Genomic DNA, 15,276 nt, shown 5'->3' on the forward strand with positions numbered 1-15,276 from the left:
CCGGCCCGGAGTCCTAGGACCCGGCTGGTCCTCTGGCCCGATGTGGCGGAGCGCGGGGCGCGGTTAGCGTGCGGCCGTGCCCCAGACGAGTCCCACCCCGAGTACCGCGACCATCCCCCATGCTGAGGGGGTGAGCGACGACGAGTTCCGTGCCGCCATGTCCCGGCTGGCCGCCGGCGTGGTGCTGATCACGGCGCACGAGCCGCCACTGACGGAGGACGGGCCGCGCGGGGAGGACGTCGGCATGACGGCGACGGCGTTCACGTCGGTCTCGCTCGACCCCCCGCTCGTGCTCGTGAGCCTGCGCAACGGCTCACGCATGGACGACCTGCTGGCCGAACAGCCCACGTGGGGCGCGTCGGTGCTCTCCGAGAGCCAGCGGCACATCGCCGGCCGGTTCGCCATGAAGGGGCGCATCAGCGACCGGCTCCTCTTCGAGGACATCGCGTACACCCGCGGGGAGGTGTGCGGCGCGCCCCTGATTGGCGGGGCGCTGGCGGTCCTCGAATGCCGAACCGAACAGCGCGTCGAGGCGGGCGACCACACCCTCGTGATCGGCCGCGTCCTCAAGGCGGGCCTCCCCGGCTCGGACGCCGGCCCCCTGACCTACTTCCGCGGGCGCTACCGGCACTTGGGCTGAGGCACTGCGAGGTCCCGCGATCCCGGCGGGGGACGGAGCGGAGGGGGCGGTCCGGGCCGCCCCACCCCGCGGCGACCGCGCTCGGCCCGGCGACGGGCCCGGAGGCCGTCCCGCCGCGGTCCGGGTCGGCACCGGGAGCGGCACGGGGTCCGCGGCGACCGGCCCGTACCGCCGGACTCACCAGTCGCGGGCGCTGCGGCCGCGCTTGGTCTCTCCCCGGCGCTTCTTCTCGCGCAGGCGGCGTTCGTTGATGCCGCGTGGGATCTTCGTCGGCCGGCGCGGCCGCGGGGGCGGAGCGGTGGCCTCCGCGAGCAGCGCGGCCAGACGCACCGCCGCCGCCTCCCGGTTGCGCCACTGCGAGCGGTGCTCGGACGACCGGACACTGATCACGCCGTCGTTCAGCCGGGACGCCAGGCGCTCCAGCGCCCGCTCCTTCCACACGGCGGGCAGTGCCTCCGTCGCCGCGAGGTCGAAGCGCAGCTCCACCTGGGAGTCGCTCGTGTTGACGTGCTGGCCGCCGGGACCCGACGACCGCGAGAAACGCCAGATGAGCTCGGCCTCCGGCAGGGAGACCGAGCCGCGGATGAGATAGGGCCCGGACATACGTCCCATGGTCGCGTCCACGGACGACCCGCGTCACGTTCTTTTCACGGACGGCGGGGAACCTGGTGGCACTCGGTCCGCGTTAAGGACGGTGACGGTAGCTTCGGGAAGCACGAAGCCCGACCGCACTGCACTCGACCAGGAAAGGGACCTCCCCATGGCTGTAAGCCTGTCCAAGGGCGGCAACGTCTCGCTCACCAAGGAGGCACCGGGCCTGACCGCCGTCACGGTGGGCCTCGGCTGGGACGTCCGCACGACCACCGGCACCGACTTCGACCTCGACGCCTCCGCGATCGCGGTCAACAACGGCGGGAAGGTCGTCTCCGACGGCCACTTCGTCTTCTTCAACAACAAGTCCACGCCGGACCAGTCCATCGTCCACACCGGTGACAACCGCACCGGCGAGGGCGGCGGCGACGACGAGCAGATCAACGTCAACCTGGCCGGGCTCGCGGCGGACGTCGACAAGATCGTCTTCCCGGTCTCCATCTACGACGCCGAGAACCGCAGCCAGAACTTCGGTCAGGTGCGCAACGCCTACATCCGCATCGTGAACCAGGCGGGCGGCGCGGAGATCGCCCGGTACGACCTGAGCGAGGACGCCGCCACCGAGACCGCCATGGTCTTCGGCGAGCTGTACCGCAGCGGCGCCGAGTGGAAGTTCCGTGCGGTCGGCCAGGGTTACGCCTCCGGCCTGGTCGGCATCGCCCAGGACTTCGGCGTCAACGTCTGACGCACGCGCCCCGAAGGTCCCGGCCGCCGTCCCGGCCGGGACCTTCGGCACATCTCCACGGGCACGGGCACAGCCGCCGCCCACGGAATCCGCCGTCGCCACGAGCCACGGCCCCGCCCGGACACATCCGTCGCCGGCGGCCGGATACGACGCGGGCTACGGCTTCGCGGGCCTGCCGTCGCCGTACAACCAGACGTCCCACAGCCCGGTCAGGTCCTCGCCGGTCTTCTCCTCCACATAGGCGGTGAAGTCCTCGGTGGACGCGTTGCCGTGCCGGTGCTCCTGCGGCCAGCCCTTCAGAAGGGCGAAGAACGCGTCGTCGCCGACGGCCTGCCGGACCTTGTGGAGGACCATCGCGCCGCGCCCGTACACCGGCGCGCCCAGCAGGTCGTCCGTCGGCGGTTCGGCGGGCGGGAAGGCCCAGTTGCCGTCGTCCTCGAATTCCTTCTCGAAGCGCTTCTGCGCCGGGACGCCCCGGAAGTCCTCGTCGTAGAGCCACTCCGCGTAGGTCGCGAAGGCCTCGTTCAGCCACACGTCCTTCCACGCCTTGGGCGAGACCGAGTTGCCGTACCACTGGTGGGCCAGCTCATGGACGAGGAACTCCTCGTTGAACGCGCCGGCCGGGTACACGGGCCGCGTCTGCGTCTCCAGCGCGTAGTTCACGTCGTCCGCGCGTTCGACGATCGCCCCGGTGGACGAGAAGGGGTACGGGCCGAAGTTCTCCTGCGCCCACTCCAGCACCTCCGGGATACGGGCGCGCACCTTCTCGCTCTGCGCGGAGACGGTCCTGTCCACGGCCGTGAACTCGGGCACGCCTCTCGCGGGGCGTGAGGTCTTCACGTCGTACTCGCCGATGCCGACGGTCGCGAGATAGCTCGCCATCGGCTCGGGCGAGTGCCATGCGAAGGCGGTCCTGCTGCCGCCCGCCACCGGCCGCTGGGACCTCAGCTCCCCGTTGGAAACCGCGGTGAGCCCCTTCGGCACGGTGACGGAGATGTCGTACGCGGCCTTGTCGCTGGGGTGGTGGTTGCCGGGGAACCACGCCATCGAGCCCTGCGGCTCGCCGAGCGCGAGGGCCCCGTCCTCGGTCCTCAGCCAGCCCTCCTCGGAGCCGTCCGGGTCCTTCACGGTCCTCGGGCTGCCGGAGTACCTGACGACGGTCTTGAAGGTGCTGCCGTCGGCGATCGCCTCGCGCGGGCGGACGCCCACCTCGTTTCCCGCGCGGTCGACCGCGGCCGGGGCGCCGTTCACGGTCACGCCGTCGACGGTCAGACCGTGCAGGTCGAGGTTGAAGGCGCTGAGGTCCTGGGTGGCACGAGCGGTGAGGGTCGCGGTGCCGCGCAGCCGGTTCGGCTTCGGGTCGTAGTCGAGGGCCAGGTCGTAGTGCTGTACGTCGTAGCCGCCGTTGCCCAGTTCGGGGAAGTAGGGATCGCGCAGCCCCGCCGCTCCGGGGCTTCCGCCGGCGCCGGCCCCGTCGCCGCTCTCCGTGCAGGCCGAGGCCGTGAGCACGAGGAGGGCGGCGACGGGCGCCAGGGCACGGAGGAGAGATCGCTGGTCCACATGGCGATCCTATGTGCGGAATGTCCGACTCCGTCGGGCGGTGCGGTGATCTCCCGCACGGCGGCGCAGCGGGCCCTCGGGGCGAGGAGGGCGGCGCTCCTCCGCCGGGGAGGGGCGCGCCTCCGCTCGGGCAGAGCTTCCCGGCACGCCCGGCCCGGGGAGGAGGGGCCGGCGCCGCGCTACCCGGCGAGGGCGGCGACACCGGCCCGGGCGAACCTCTCGTCGAGGTCACCGCTCGGGGCGCCCGCGACCCCGATGCCCGCGATCGGGGCACCCTTCGACCGGACCGGGGCACCGCCACCGAGGAACAGCGTGCCGGGGATGTCCTTCAGGTTCGGCGTCTGCCGGAGCCGCTCCGCGAGCTCGGAGGTGGGCGCGTTCCACGAGACCGCGGTGTACGCCTTGCGCTCGGCGGACTCGTACGACTGCGGTCCCGCGCCGTCGCCGCGAAGGACGACCACGGTGTTGCCGTTGCGGTCGACCACGGCCACGGTCACGCGCTGGTTCTCGTCCCGCGCGGCCTCCAGCACCGCCTGGGCGGCCCTGGTGGCCGCCGCGACGGTCAGGTGCGTGGTCTGGTGCAGATCGCCGTTCGCGGCATCGGCCTTCACCGCGGCCGGTACGGCGGCGGCCGGGGCGGAGGCGTTCGCGGCGACAGCGCCGACGGTGCCGGCGCCGAGCGCGGCGACGGCGACGGCACCGGTCAGGACTCGGGTGAGCGGCGAGAACTTCTTCATGGGACAACTCCTCAACGGGCGAACAGCCGGCCGGCCGAAGGCCGTGCGCACGGACACGCAGGCACACAGGGCACACGGGCACAGACATCCGCATCCGGTCGACGGCCGCCTGGCGCGGTCGGCCGACCGGCCGCAGGCAGCCGGCTGGGTCGGCGGGGCCACGGGCGTCGCCCCGCCATCGATCCTCAGGCCGGGCACGGCCCCTCACGGTCGACGGAGCGGATGCGTCCGGCCGCCGTGACGGACGACGGACGGGTCGGCCGATCGGCTGATGCGCCCCCGGCCCCGCGGGGTCACCATGGGGACATCCGTGCAGGTCGGCGAGGAGTGGTGGACGGTGTACCAGACCCCCGGCGAGCTCCGGTCCCCTGCTCGGGACCCCGACGCCCGATGGCTCGCACGCGTCATGCACGCCGCGTTCTTCCTGCTGCTCGGCGCCTCACTCGTGCGCTATCTGCTGCGGCACCCCTGGGAGGACCGCTCCCCCTGGATCGTGGGACTCTCGGCGGCGCTCGCGGGGCTGTACGTCCTGGGCCCGGTCCTCGGTTCCCGGGCCACGCCCCGCCGCCTCGCCTGGCTCGGCTCCGTCGTCGCCGTCTGGATGGTCCTCGTCGTGCTCGCGCCGAGCTTCGCCTGGTGCGCCGTGCCCCTCTTCTACACCGGCCTGCGCACCCTCCCGCCGCGCGCCGCGCTCGTGCTCGTCGCGCTGCTCACCTCCTTCGTCGTGGCCGCGCAGCTCGAGCTCGCGGACGGCGGCTTCGACCCGAACCTGGTCATCGCACCGCCGGCGGTCGCCGCCATCGCGACCGCAGTGTTCGTCCACGCGGAACGTCTCTCCGCCCGGCAGCGCGCGCTGATCGACGATCTGCTCAGGACCCGTCGTGAACTGGCCGCCACCGAGCGCCGCGAGGGCACGCTCGCCGAGCGCCAGCGGCTGTCCATGGAGATCCACGACACCCTCGCCCAGGGACTGTCCAGCCAGCAGATGCTGCTGCAGGCCGCGGACCGCGTCTGGGACGGGGACCCGGCGACCGCGCGGCGCCATGTCCGTACAGCCGAGTCCATCGCGGAGCGCAGTCTCGCCGAGGCACGCCGCTTCGTCCACGACCTCGCACCGGTCGACCTCGCGGAGGGCGGCGGCCTGGAGGAGGCTCTGCGGACGCTCGCCGAGCGGGAGTCCGCGGGCCTCCGGGTCGACGGCGCGGCGGTCCCGCTGCCCGACCGTGTCCAGTCGGCGCTGCTGCGCATCGCCCAGGGCGCCCTGGCCAACGTCCGTGAGCACGCCGGAGCGGGCACCGCCGCGCTGACCCTCACCTACCTCGGCGACCAGGTCGTCCTCGACATCGCGGACGACGGCCGGGGATTCGAACCCGCGGACGTGCAGCGGGGGGTCCGCGGCCACGGACTGCCCGCGATGCGCGCGCGGGCGCGGCAGCTCGGTGGCACGCTGACCGTCGAGTCCGCGCCCGGGGAGGGCACGGTGCTCTCGGCCGCCATCCCGCTGGCGCCCCCGATGGACCCGAAGCCGCCGAAGACCCCGGAGTCGCCATGACCGTGCGGATCCTGCTCTGCGACGACCACGCCGTCGTACGGGCCGGGCTGCTCGCGCTGCTCGGCAGCGAGCCCGGCATCGAGGTCGTCGGCGAGGCGGGCAGCGGTGAGGAGGCGGTCGCCATGGCGGCGAAGCTGCTGCCGGACGTGGTGCTGATGGACCTCCAGCTGGGCCCGGGCATGGACGGCGTGGAGGCCACCCGCCGCATCACCGCGCTGCCCGGCGTGCACGTCCTGGTCCTGACGACGTACGACACGGACGCCGACGTCATCCGGGCCATCGAGGCGGGCGCGACCGGCTATCTGCTGAAGGCCGAACGCCCCGAGGAGCTCTTCGCCGCGATCCACTCCTCCGCCCGAGGCCGCACCGCGCTCTCGGCGCCGGTCGCCGGCCGGGTGATGGACCACATGCGCGGCACCGCCCGCCCCGCGCTGACGGCACGTGAACTCGACATCCTGGGCCAGCTCGCCCAGGGCCTGGGAAACCGCGAGATCGCCCGTGCGCTGTTCATCAGCGAGGCGACGGTGAAGACCCATCTGGGCCGCATCTACGCCAAGCTGGGCGTCGACACCCGGGCGGGCGCGGTGGCGGTGGCGAAGGAGCGGCGACTGCTCCCCTGAGCGCCCGCGGTGCGCGGACGACGGCCCCTCCCCCTGCGCCGCGGCGCCCTCGGAACCTGCCGGTGTCGAGGTCGAAGGCGAGTGGCTCGGGGAGCGGGACGGCCTCGGAGAGCCTGTACGTCGCCTGGCTCCGGTAGTCGTCCCCGGAAGGCCGTGTGCTCGCCGTCGGCGGGAGGCGTCACGTGGATCTCCCCTTCTTCGATCAACTCCACGCGCCACCCCTCGGGGGCGGCCGCACCGAACACGTCGAAGGCTTCCTCCGCGGTCGTGCCGGGGATCTTGTTCCTCGCCGACATGACGAGGGACGCATAGTCGGGCGTGTCGTCCTGGGAGTCGTACGGCTCGTGCTCGGGAACTGGCAGTGCCACGGCGGGCCTCCCTCGCGCGGAGCGGCACTCCCAGCCCAGAGGGCGGCTCCCGCCCGGAATCCGTCGGCGATCACCCGAACGTGCGAACGAGCCGCTTCGCCGTGACACCATCGGAGCGTGCTCGACATCGGCTACTCCCTCTCCCGGCGCTTCCCGGACCCTCCGCAGACCGACTACCGGACCGCGGACGTCCACGCCCTGCGCCACGACCTCTTCTGCGGCGACGTCTACCTCGCCGACACCAAGGCCGACCGTGAGGTGTCCACGGCCTGGGGATGGGTGCCGGTGCTCGACTTCGCTTGGGCACTGTGCGACATCGTGGAGCGGCTGGACCGGGACCCGAAGGGCAGCCGGGCCGCGCAGCCGCAGTACGCGGAGATCGACTTCACCGAGTCGGCCGACCGCATGCTCTTCGAGCGCCGCTTCGGCTGGGTGGACGTCGAAGCCGACTGGATGCCCGGAGACGAGGCCCCGCTCACCTTCAGCCACGGCGAACTGCGCCGCGAGGCACGGGACTTCCTGCACGACCTCGTCGCCGACCTCACCGACATGCACGAGGGGCTCGCCGACAACCCCGTCGTCTGGGACCTCCAGGCCCGCTTCCCGCGCCTGCCCTGAGGCCCCGGCTCCCCCTCTCCCCCGGGCGCCCCGCCGCCGGCAGGCGTCCGCCCCGAAGCCCGCCCGCGGCACCCCGTCGCGCTCAGTCCTCCACGCGCACCCCCGCCTGCGCAGCGAACGCAGGTGCCAGGTCGAGCAGTTGGGCCGTACTGATCACCGCTCCCGACAGCCCTTCAACTCCTCGGGCGAGAACGAGCTCCGTCACCTGCCGCAGGTCGACGTCCCGCATCCGGGCGCCGCTGAAGTCCGCCCCGCGCAGCGCGCAGTCACGGAACTCCACCCGCTCCAGCCGCGCGGCACCGAAGTCCGGCTCGGACAGCACGCACCCCTCGAACACCACGTCCTTCAACCGGGCGTTGCGGAGGTTCAGGTAGTCGATCTTCCCGCCCCGCACCACGACGCGCTCCAGCTCCGCGCCGTGCAGCTGCACACCGCCCAGCCGTGCCTCCACGACCTCCGAGTCCCGCAGCGAGGCGCCCGCGAGGTCCGTCCCCACCCCGCGCACGCCCGTCAGGACCGAGTCGATGAACCGGGCGTTCACCAGCGAGGTCTCGTCCAGCACACAGTCCCGCAGCGCGCAGTCCAGGAACCGCGCGCCCGCCCCGTCCCCACCCGACAGATCCAGACCGGCCAGCTCGACCCCGTCGTGGTCGCCGTCCGGCTCCAGCCCGCCGCCCTCGTACGGACGCAGCGGCGGCAGCCGCACCTCCGGCCGCCGCGCCGCCGCCACCCGTGTCTTCCCGGACCTCCGCACCATGGGCCCATGGTGACGCACACCACTGACATCGCCCCGGCCCCGATGTCACGAAGCCGGCCCCGCCATCCGTCCCCGGGGCAGGACGACGAATGGAGCAGACCGTGGCCACCCAGCCCCGCATCACCGTCATCGGCGCCGGTTTCGCCGGACTCACCGCGGCCATAGCGGCCGCGGAGTCGGGCGCCCGCGTCACCCTCCACGAGTCCCATCGCACACCCGGCGGCCGGGCCCGCACGGCGGAGGGCCCGTACCGCACCAACGAGGGGCCCCACGCCCTCTACGACGGCGGCCCGCACTGGACCTGGCTGGCCCAGCGCGACCTCATCGGCCCGCTCGCCCCTCTCCCTCCGCGCGAAGCCGCCCGGCTGCGGATCCACCGCGGCGGGCGGCTCCGCCGCGTCCCGCCTGCCGCACTGCTGCGCCTTCTGCGGCACGGCCCGGGTGAAGCCCCCGTGGACAGCGACTTCCTGTCCTGGGCCGCGGGGCTCGTCGGCGAGAAGGGGGCACGCGCCGCGGCCAACTTCAGTGCCGTCGCGCTCTTCCACCACGACCCGGGCTCTCTCTCCGCGGCCTTCGTCCACCAGCGGCTGCGCCGCGCGGCGAAGCTCCCACCCGAGGCGCGCTATCCGCGCGGCGGCTGGGGCGGTCTGATCGAGCGGATGATCGACCACGCCTGGAACTCGGGCGTCCGGATCGAGACCGGCTCCCGGGTCGACACGCTTCCCGAGGACGGCCCGGTCGTCGTCGCCACGTCCCTCGACGCCGCCCGACGGCTCCTCGGCGACGAGTCCCTGCGCTGGGAAAGCGGCCGTACGGCACTGGTCGACCTGGCGCTGCGCACCCGCAGGGGCGACCCCTTCGCGATCTCCGATCTCGACGCCCCCGGCTGGCTCGAGCGCTTCACCGCTCAGGACCCGTCCCTCGCTCCCGCCGGGCAGCAACTCGTCCAGGCCCAGTTCCCGCTCGCCCCCGACGAGTCCCGGGCCGACGGGGTCGCACGCGGGGAGCACCTCCTCGACCTCGGCTTCCCCGGCTGGCGCGAACGCACCACGTGGCGTCGCGAGTCCGTCGCCGCGGGCCGCACGGGCGCCGTCGACCGCCCCGGTACGACCTGGCGCGACCGCCCCCGCATCGACCGCGGCGACGGCGTCTTCCTGGCGGGCGACCAGGTCGCGGCCCCCGGCCTGCTCTCGGAGGTGTCGTTCACCAGCGCCCTGGAGGCGGCGACCCTCGCGGTGCGGGCGGCACGTCTCGACCCCGACCGCGCCTGAGCGGGACCGACCGGGAGCCCGCCCGACAGGGCTTGACCTCAACCTTGCTCGAGGTTGAAGAGTGGACGCACCAACGCCGCACGGCGCCCGGTACGGAACGCCGGACACCCCGTGTCCCGTACCGATCCGGCGCCCTGGCCTCGCACCCAGCACGGGGAGCCACCATGCACGCCGTCCGTCTCCATGCCTTCGGCCCGGCCGACAACCTCGTCCACGAGACCGTCGACGACCCGGAGCCCGGCCCCGGCCAGGTCCGGATCGCCGTCGCCGCCGCCGGGGTCCACCTCCTCGACGCCGCCCTGCGCGAAGGCCTGCCGGGGCCCTTCCCCGGACCCGCCGACCTGCCCACCGTCCCCGGCCGCGAGGTCTCCGGAACCGTCGACCGCGTCGGCGAGGGCACCGACGCGGGCTGGCTCGGCAAGCGTGTCGTCGCCCACCTAGGCACGGCTCCCGGCGGCTACGCCGAACTCGCCGTCACGGACGCCGGCCGGCTCCACGAGATCGCCGACGGGCTCGGGGAGGCGGAGGCGGTCGCCATGATCGGCACCGGCCGTACCGCCCTCGGAATCCTCCAGTACACCGAACTCGGCCCCGACTCCGTCGTGATCGTCCCCGCCGCGGCCGGGGGCATCGGCACCCTCCTCGTCCAGTACGCCAAGAACGCGGGTGCCACCGTCGTCGGCCTCGCCGGCGGCCCCGGGAAGACCGCGCGCGTGGCCGCCAACGGTGCCGATCTCGCCGTCGACTACACGCTCCCCGACTGGCCCGGCGAGGTCCGCGCCCACCTCGGCGACAGGGCCGTCACCGTCGTCTACGACTCGGTCGGCGGGGAGACCGGCCGCGCCGCCGTCGACCTGCTCGGCAAGGGCGGCCGGCACATCGTCTTCGGCTGGTCCAGCCAGGGCATCCGCGACGGCTCCGCCCTCACCTTCACCGAACGGGAACTCGCCGAACGCGGCATCACGTCCGAGTCGGTGCTCGGCCCCGCCATGCTCGAGAAGGCCGGTGGCCTGCGCGCCCTCGAGACCCGCTCCCTCGCCGAGGCCACCGCCGGCCGGCTGCGCCCCGCCGTCCACCGCTTCCCCCTGGCCGAGGCGGCGGCCGCGCACCGCGCCCTGGAGACGCGCGGCACGATCGGCAAGGTCGTCCTGGTCCCGTGATCCTCCCGGTCGGCACGCGCCCCGTCCCGGCGCGCCCTCCCGGTCAACGCGCCAGCAGGCTCCGGGCGATGGACACCTGCTCCGGCCGGAGCCGCCTCTCGCCGTCCTCCGCGTCCCACAGCCCGTTCTGCAGGACCCGCCCCAGCGTCCACGCCCGTGCCCGCTCCCGGTCGAGGCCCAGCCGCTCGGTCAGCAGGTCGAAACGCCGGCTCGTCGCGTCCGCGTCGAAGCGGTTGTCGAGCGCGGGCATGAGGTCGAACCCCGGATCGCCGGCCAGCGGCTTGGGGTCGATCGCGAGCCACGGCTCCCGCTCGGCGGCCAGCACGTTGTCGTAGTGCAGGTCCCAGTGCAGCAGCCGGTCCCCGGGCTCACCCATGACCTCGCGCACCGCCGCCGCGCAGTCCCTCAGCAGCCGCCGGTCCTCCGCGTCCACCAGCGCGGCCAGCGCCCCCGGCAGCCGCTCCAGCATCCCCGCCGCGATGTCCCCGAGCCGCCGCAGCCCCTCGGCGGGCGCGGGCACCGCCGTCAGCCGCGCCAGCAGATCCGCCAGCACCTCGACGGCCCGTGTCCCGTCCGCCACGTCCGACAGATGACGCCGCTCGCCCACCGCGCTCCCGGGCCGCCCGGCACCGGGAGGCAGGCCCAGCCACTCCAGGAGCATGGTCCCCGTCGCGGCGTCGTGCTCCAGGAGCCGTACCGCCCCGGCCCCCGCCCAGATCCGCAGACCCAGCGGTTCGCCCACCGTCTCCTCGTCAGCCAGTTGCATCTTGAGCGCCGCGCGCGTGCCGTCCGCCGTCCGCACCACCGGCAGCACCAGCGAGGCGGCCCCGTTCATGGGACGCCCGGTGACACGCAGCCCCCACCGCTGGGTGAACTCCTCGGCCAGACCCGGCAGCGCCGCGACGAACGCACGACCCGCCTCGCCGTTGTACCGGAGCTGCGTCACGACCAGTTCACCGGGAATCTCGATCACGCGTGGATCGTACGACCGCCCGCCCCGGCCCACCTGGACAGTCCGACAGCCACCGGTGTACGAACAGCCCCATGACGAGCACGATCAACGGCGGCATCTCCTTCTGGTACGCGGACGACGGCATACCCGCCCCGCGCGAACCCCTGGCGGGCGACTCGACCGCCGATGTGTGCATCGTCGGTGGCGGATACACGGGGCTGTGGACGGCGTACTACCTCAAGAAGGCCGTCCCCTTCCTCAACATCACCGTCCTCGAGGCCAAGTTCTGCGGCTACGGCGCCTCCGGACGCAACGGCGGCTGGCTGTACAACGGCATCGCGGGCCGCGACCGCTACGCCCGCCTCCACGGCCACGACGCCGCCGTACGCCTCCAGCAGGCCATGAACAACACCGTCGACGAGGTGGTACGCACCGCCGCGGAGGAGGGCATCGACGCCGGTATCCACCGGGGCGGCGTCCTCGAAGTCGCCTACACGCCCGCCCAACTCGCCCGTCTCAGGGCCTTCCACGCCACCGAGGTCGCCTTCGGCGAGAAGGACCGTGAACTGTACGGCGCCCGGGAGACCGCCGAGCGCGTCCGAGTCGCCGGAGCCGTCGGCTCGAGCTGGACCCCGCACGGCGCCCGGCTGCACCCCGTGAAGCTCCTCAAGGGGCTCGCCACCGCCGTCGAGGCACTCGGCGTCACCGTCCACGAGTCCACCCCCGTCACGGAGATCAGACCCAAGCACGCCGTCACTCCCTACGGCACCGTCCGCGCGCCGTACGTCATCCGCTGCACCGAGGGCTTCACCGCCTCCCTGGCCGGCCTGCGCCGGACCTGGCTCCCCATGAACTCCTCCATGATCGCCACCGCGCCGCTCCCCGCGGAGGTCTGGGAGGAGATCGGCTGGTCCGGCCGCGAGACCCTCGGCGACATGGCCCACGCCTACATGTACGCCCAGCGCACCGCCGACGACCGCATCGCGCTCGGCGGCCGGGGCGTCCCGTACCGCTACGGCTCCCGCACGGACGACGACGGCAGCACCCAGGCGGCCACCGTCGACGCCCTCAGGGCCGTACTCGTCCGGTTCTTCCCCCAGCTCACCGGCACGGAGATCACCCACGCCTGGTCCGGCGTCCTCGGCGTCCCCCGCGACTGGTGCGCCACCGTCACCCTGGACCGCTCCACCGGCCTCGGCTGGGCGGGCGGCTACGTCGGCTCCGGCGTGGCCACCGCCAACCTCGCCGCCCGCACCCTCCGCGACCTGATCCAGCAGGACTCCGGCCAGGCCGGTCCCACCGATCTCACCGCGCTCCCCTGGGTCGGCCACAAGGTCCGCAAGTGGGAACCCGAGCCCCTCCGCTGGCTCGGCGTCCACACCCTCTACGCCGCCTACCGCAGCGCCGACCGCCACGAACTCACCCACCACACCGCGGACACGGCGCGCATCGCCACACTCGCGAACCGGATCTCCGGCCGCCGCTGACCGACGCCGAGGACGCGTCCGGAGGGCAGGCGGACAGACGGGCGGGCCCGGTGCGACATCGCGTCGTACCGGGCCCGCCCCATGTTCCGACTCCTCGGTCAGATCAGGTTGTTGTACGTGCTCCAGCCCTTGCCGATCAGCGTGCGCGGCTTGTACGGGGCGGCGGCGTTGCCGGTCCCGTTGTACAGCCACAACTGGCCGGCGCCGTCCCGGGCGACGAGGTCCGGCCTGCCGTCCTGGTTGAGGTCCCCGGCACCGTTGACGATGTTGTAGATGTTCCAGCCGTTGCCCACCTGGACCCGCGGGGCGAAGGGTGCCGCCGCACGTCCCGTGCCGGCGTACAGCCACAGCTTCCCGTAGCGGTCGACGGCCAGGAGATCGGCCTTGCCATCCCCGGTGAACTCGCCGACGCCCGTGGTCTGCGTGTACACGTTCCAGCCGCTGCCGATCCGCACACGCGGCTTGAACGGGTCGGTCGTGCCGCCCGAGCCCTCGTACAGCCAGAAGACGCCGGAGGTGTCGCGGGCCATCAGGTCCGCCTTGCCGTCGCCGGTCACGTCCCCGAGGCCGGTGATCGAGCTGTACACGTTCCAGCCGCTGCCGACGCGCGCATTCGGCTTGAGGGCCGAGTAGTCGCCGGACATCGCGTGGTACCAGAGCACGCCGGACGTGTCGCGGGCGACGATGCCGGCGCCGGTGTTGTGGGCCGTGAGCGCCGAGAGCTTCGTCATCGCGCTGTAGCGCTGCCAGCCGTCCTCGATGCTCTCGCGCTCGGCGTACGGGGCAGCGGCCTTGCCCGTGCCCTTGTACTCCCACAGCACGCCCGTCTTGTCCCGGGCGAAGAGGGCGTGCCGCTCGGGCACCGGACGGCTGCTCTGCACGGCGAACGTGCTGCTCGTCTCCGGGTTGCCGGTGCCGAAGTCGTACACCTCGTACACGGCGTTGGTCCTGACCCGCCAGGCGGCCACGTCGGCCGCGGCCTTCAGGGTGTACGTCACCGTGGTGTCGCCCGGGGCGACCTCGCACCACAGGTACTCGCCCCCGGACTCGGACAGGGTGCCGGTCACGTGGTCGCACTGGGCGCCGGCGCCGTTCACCGAGACCACGTCGACCTCGAGCTCGTCCTCGTCCCACTGCCGCTGCCCCTCGGGGGACTCGACGGAGAGCGCGAGCCTGGCCGCGTCGACCGCGTGGACGTTCACCGTGTGCGTGGCGGTCCCGCCTGCCGGAAGGTCGGGCGTGGTCAGCTTCAGGGTGTTCTGAGCGACCTGTGCGGCCGTCCGCACGGTCACCGTACGGGCGGCGTGGGTGCCGTCCGCCGGGCGGGAACCCGCCGTCTGAGCGGCCTTGATCGCCTCGCCGATGTCCGAGCCCCGGGGCGCGTAGACCACGCCGTAGTGCATCGTCGTGTCGGCCGCCGCCGACTGCGCGGCCTCCACGGTCGGGGTCGGGAACATGCTGTCGTCCGACGTCGGGCAGAGGTACACGCCGGCGACGCCGGCGGCCTTGTCGCAGTCGTCGTAGGTCGAGACGGTGAGCCCGGCCGGTGCACCGCCGCCGGTCCACGCCGGGTCCGTCAGCGGCTTCTTGCTGACGGCGTACACCAGGGTCCCGTCCGGGGAGCCCGTGACACTGCCGGGGCCGAGCTCGGCCCACCCCTCCCCGGGCTGGAGCACGATGCGGGGCCGGTGGAAGTCGAATGAGTAGCCGTCGTCCGCGACGGCGGGCGCCGCCATGGTGATTCCGGTGGTGGCCAGCAGGGCCACCGACCCCCCGATCGCGAAGAGTCTGCGCATACAGCGTTCCTCGTGTGGTGAGAGCGGCAGTGTGCTGCCGCGCAGCGCCAGGATTCCCCCCCCTGGCGCCCGGTGAAGGTACACCAGCCGGTAACGACCGCATCACCGGATATCCACCGCCCTGTTCGGAGGGAGGCCGGGCGGCGCGGATCATGGTCCGCAGAGCGCGTGTCCCGGACCGCGCGGCCCGCTGGGACCACAACTGAGACCACCGACACACGCGCCGCCCGCTCCCGCCGCCGTCGCCGCATCCGCCGAAGGAAAAGGCCCAGCTCAAGGACTACGGAGCTGGGCCATTTCGCGGAGCCCCCTGTCGGATTCGAACCGACGACCTACGCATTACAAGTGCGTTGCTCTGGCCAGCTGAGCTAAGGAGGCACTGCGCACGAGTGTAACCGGATCAGCACCCCTGGCCGCCGCGA

14 protein-coding genes and 1 tRNA gene are annotated in these 15,276 nt (G+C 73.4%); 8 read left to right on the forward strand and 7 right to left on the reverse strand.

Features of this window, described 5'->3' with window-relative positions:
- Positions 1–76 precede the first annotated feature (76 nt).
- Positions 77–640: a flavin reductase family protein gene (locus BLT82_RS31505; RefSeq protein WP_208868102.1), complete on the forward strand. Its 564-nt coding sequence runs from the start codon at positions 77–79 to the stop codon at positions 638–640.
- Positions 641–817: 177 nt separating this feature from the next.
- On the opposite strand, the gene arfB is transcribed toward BLT82_RS31505, so the two are convergent.
- On the reverse strand, positions 818–1,252 hold the full coding sequence (arfB, locus tag BLT82_RS31510) for an alternative ribosome rescue aminoacyl-tRNA hydrolase ArfB (RefSeq protein ID WP_093661237.1): 435 nt from the start codon (positions 1,250–1,252) through the stop codon (positions 818–820).
- A 148-nt stretch (positions 1,253–1,400) separates the two neighbouring features.
- Here arfB and BLT82_RS31515 point away from each other — a divergent pair, with 148 nt between their 5' ends.
- Positions 1,401–1,976 carry a TerD family protein gene (locus BLT82_RS31515; protein ID WP_093661060.1) on the forward strand — a complete coding sequence of 192 codons (576 nt, stop codon included), beginning with the start codon at positions 1,401–1,403 and terminating at the stop codon, positions 1,974–1,976.
- A 156-nt stretch (positions 1,977–2,132) separates the two neighbouring features.
- Here BLT82_RS31515 and BLT82_RS31520 read toward each other — a convergent pair whose 3' ends face one another.
- Together BLT82_RS31520 and BLT82_RS31525 are read right to left on the reverse strand one after the other, a co-directional pair.
- Complete coding sequence (locus BLT82_RS31520) at positions 2,133–3,536, reverse strand: M1 family metallopeptidase (protein ID WP_093661062.1); 1,404 nt, start codon at positions 3,534–3,536, stop codon at positions 2,133–2,135.
- Positions 3,537–3,715: 179 nt separating this feature from the next.
- Positions 3,716–4,273 carry a GlcG/HbpS family heme-binding protein gene (locus BLT82_RS31525; protein ID WP_093661064.1) on the reverse strand — a complete coding sequence of 186 codons (558 nt, stop codon included), beginning with the start codon at positions 4,271–4,273 and terminating at the stop codon, positions 3,716–3,718.
- Positions 4,274–4,679: 406 nt separating this feature from the next.
- Here BLT82_RS31525 and BLT82_RS31530 point away from each other — a divergent pair, with 406 nt between their 5' ends.
- The 3 genes from BLT82_RS31530 (at position 4,680) to BLT82_RS31545 (ending at position 7,431) form a co-directional block, all read left to right on the forward strand.
- Complete coding sequence (locus tag BLT82_RS31530; protein WP_244529807.1) at positions 4,680–5,825, forward strand: sensor histidine kinase; 1,146 nt, start codon at positions 4,680–4,682, stop codon at positions 5,823–5,825.
- Complete coding sequence (locus BLT82_RS31535) at positions 5,822–6,445, forward strand: response regulator (RefSeq protein WP_093661066.1); 624 nt, start codon at positions 5,822–5,824, stop codon at positions 6,443–6,445. The genes BLT82_RS31530 and BLT82_RS31535 overlap by 4 nt, the downstream gene beginning before the upstream one ends.
- Before the next feature lie 485 nt (positions 6,446–6,930).
- Positions 6,931–7,431, forward strand: coding sequence for a hypothetical protein (locus BLT82_RS31545; protein ID WP_093661070.1), 501 nt, complete (start codon positions 6,931–6,933; stop codon positions 7,429–7,431).
- A gap of 82 nt (positions 7,432–7,513) precedes the next feature.
- Here the strand turns inward: BLT82_RS31545 and BLT82_RS31550 are convergent, their stop codons facing one another.
- On the reverse strand, positions 7,514–8,188 hold the full coding sequence (locus tag BLT82_RS31550) for a pentapeptide repeat-containing protein (protein WP_093661072.1): 675 nt from the start codon (positions 8,186–8,188) through the stop codon (positions 7,514–7,516).
- 89 nt (positions 8,189–8,277) lie between these two features.
- Here BLT82_RS31550 and BLT82_RS31555 point away from each other — a divergent pair, with 89 nt between their 5' ends.
- Together BLT82_RS31555 and BLT82_RS31560 are read left to right on the forward strand one after the other, a co-directional pair.
- Positions 8,278–9,459: an NAD(P)-binding protein gene (locus tag BLT82_RS31555; protein ID WP_093661074.1), complete on the forward strand. Its 1,182-nt coding sequence runs from the start codon at positions 8,278–8,280 to the stop codon at positions 9,457–9,459.
- A gap of 164 nt (positions 9,460–9,623) precedes the next feature.
- Positions 9,624–10,619 carry a zinc-binding dehydrogenase gene (locus BLT82_RS31560; RefSeq protein WP_093661076.1) on the forward strand — a complete coding sequence of 332 codons (996 nt, stop codon included), beginning with the start codon at positions 9,624–9,626 and terminating at the stop codon, positions 10,617–10,619.
- Between the two features lie 43 nt (positions 10,620–10,662).
- Here the strand turns inward: BLT82_RS31560 and BLT82_RS31565 are convergent, their stop codons facing one another.
- The gene (locus BLT82_RS31565; protein WP_404205617.1) at positions 10,663–11,625 is read right to left on the reverse strand and encodes an aminoglycoside phosphotransferase family protein; all 963 of its coding nucleotides are present in this window, start codon (positions 11,623–11,625) and stop codon (positions 10,663–10,665) included.
- Between the two features lie 38 nt (positions 11,626–11,663).
- Here BLT82_RS31565 and BLT82_RS31570 point away from each other — a divergent pair, with 38 nt between their 5' ends.
- Positions 11,664–13,058, forward strand: coding sequence for an NAD(P)/FAD-dependent oxidoreductase (locus tag BLT82_RS31570; RefSeq protein WP_093661080.1), 1,395 nt, complete (start codon positions 11,664–11,666; stop codon positions 13,056–13,058).
- A gap of 98 nt (positions 13,059–13,156) precedes the next feature.
- Here the strand turns inward: BLT82_RS31570 and BLT82_RS31575 are convergent, their stop codons facing one another.
- A complete protein-coding gene (locus BLT82_RS31575) occupies positions 13,157–14,854 on the reverse strand; it encodes an FG-GAP repeat domain-containing protein (RefSeq protein WP_093661083.1) in 1,698 nt (565 codons plus the stop codon).
- A gap of 304 nt (positions 14,855–15,158) precedes the next feature.
- A tRNA-Thr gene (locus tag BLT82_RS31580) sits at positions 15,159–15,232 on the reverse strand.
- Positions 15,233–15,276: the final 44 nt, after the last annotated feature.

Source organism: Streptomyces wuyuanensis (genome assembly GCF_900103455.1).
In the GTDB taxonomy this organism is placed as follows: domain Bacteria; phylum Actinomycetota; class Actinomycetes; order Streptomycetales; family Streptomycetaceae; genus Streptomyces; species Streptomyces wuyuanensis.

What these genes read in the sequence shown, in the direction of transcription:
- arfB (WP_093661237.1), bottom strand. Translation starts at nt 1,252, where the DNA reads ATGGGACGTATGTCCGGGCCCTATCTCATCCGCGGCTCGGTCTCCCTG.
- BLT82_RS31515 (WP_093661060.1), top strand. Translation starts at nt 1,401, where the DNA reads ATGGCTGTAAGCCTGTCCAAGGGCGGCAACGTCTCGCTCACCAAGGAG.
- BLT82_RS31525 (WP_093661064.1), bottom strand. Translation starts at nt 4,273, where the DNA reads ATGAAGAAGTTCTCGCCGCTCACCCGAGTCCTGACCGGTGCCGTCGCC.
- BLT82_RS31530 (WP_244529807.1), top strand. Translation starts at nt 4,680, where the DNA reads ATGCACGCCGCGTTCTTCCTGCTGCTCGGCGCCTCACTCGTGCGCTAT.
- BLT82_RS31535 (WP_093661066.1), top strand. Translation starts at nt 5,822, where the DNA reads ATGACCGTGCGGATCCTGCTCTGCGACGACCACGCCGTCGTACGGGCC.
- BLT82_RS31550 (WP_093661072.1), bottom strand. Translation starts at nt 8,188, where the DNA reads ATGGTGCGGAGGTCCGGGAAGACACGGGTGGCGGCGGCGCGGCGGCCG.
- BLT82_RS31555 (WP_093661074.1), top strand. Translation starts at nt 8,278, where the DNA reads ATGGAGCAGACCGTGGCCACCCAGCCCCGCATCACCGTCATCGGCGCC.
- BLT82_RS31560 (WP_093661076.1), top strand. Translation starts at nt 9,624, where the DNA reads ATGCACGCCGTCCGTCTCCATGCCTTCGGCCCGGCCGACAACCTCGTC.
- BLT82_RS31570 (WP_093661080.1), top strand. Translation starts at nt 11,664, where the DNA reads ATGACGAGCACGATCAACGGCGGCATCTCCTTCTGGTACGCGGACGAC.
- BLT82_RS31575 (WP_093661083.1), bottom strand. Translation starts at nt 14,854, where the DNA reads ATGCGCAGACTCTTCGCGATCGGGGGGTCGGTGGCCCTGCTGGCCACC.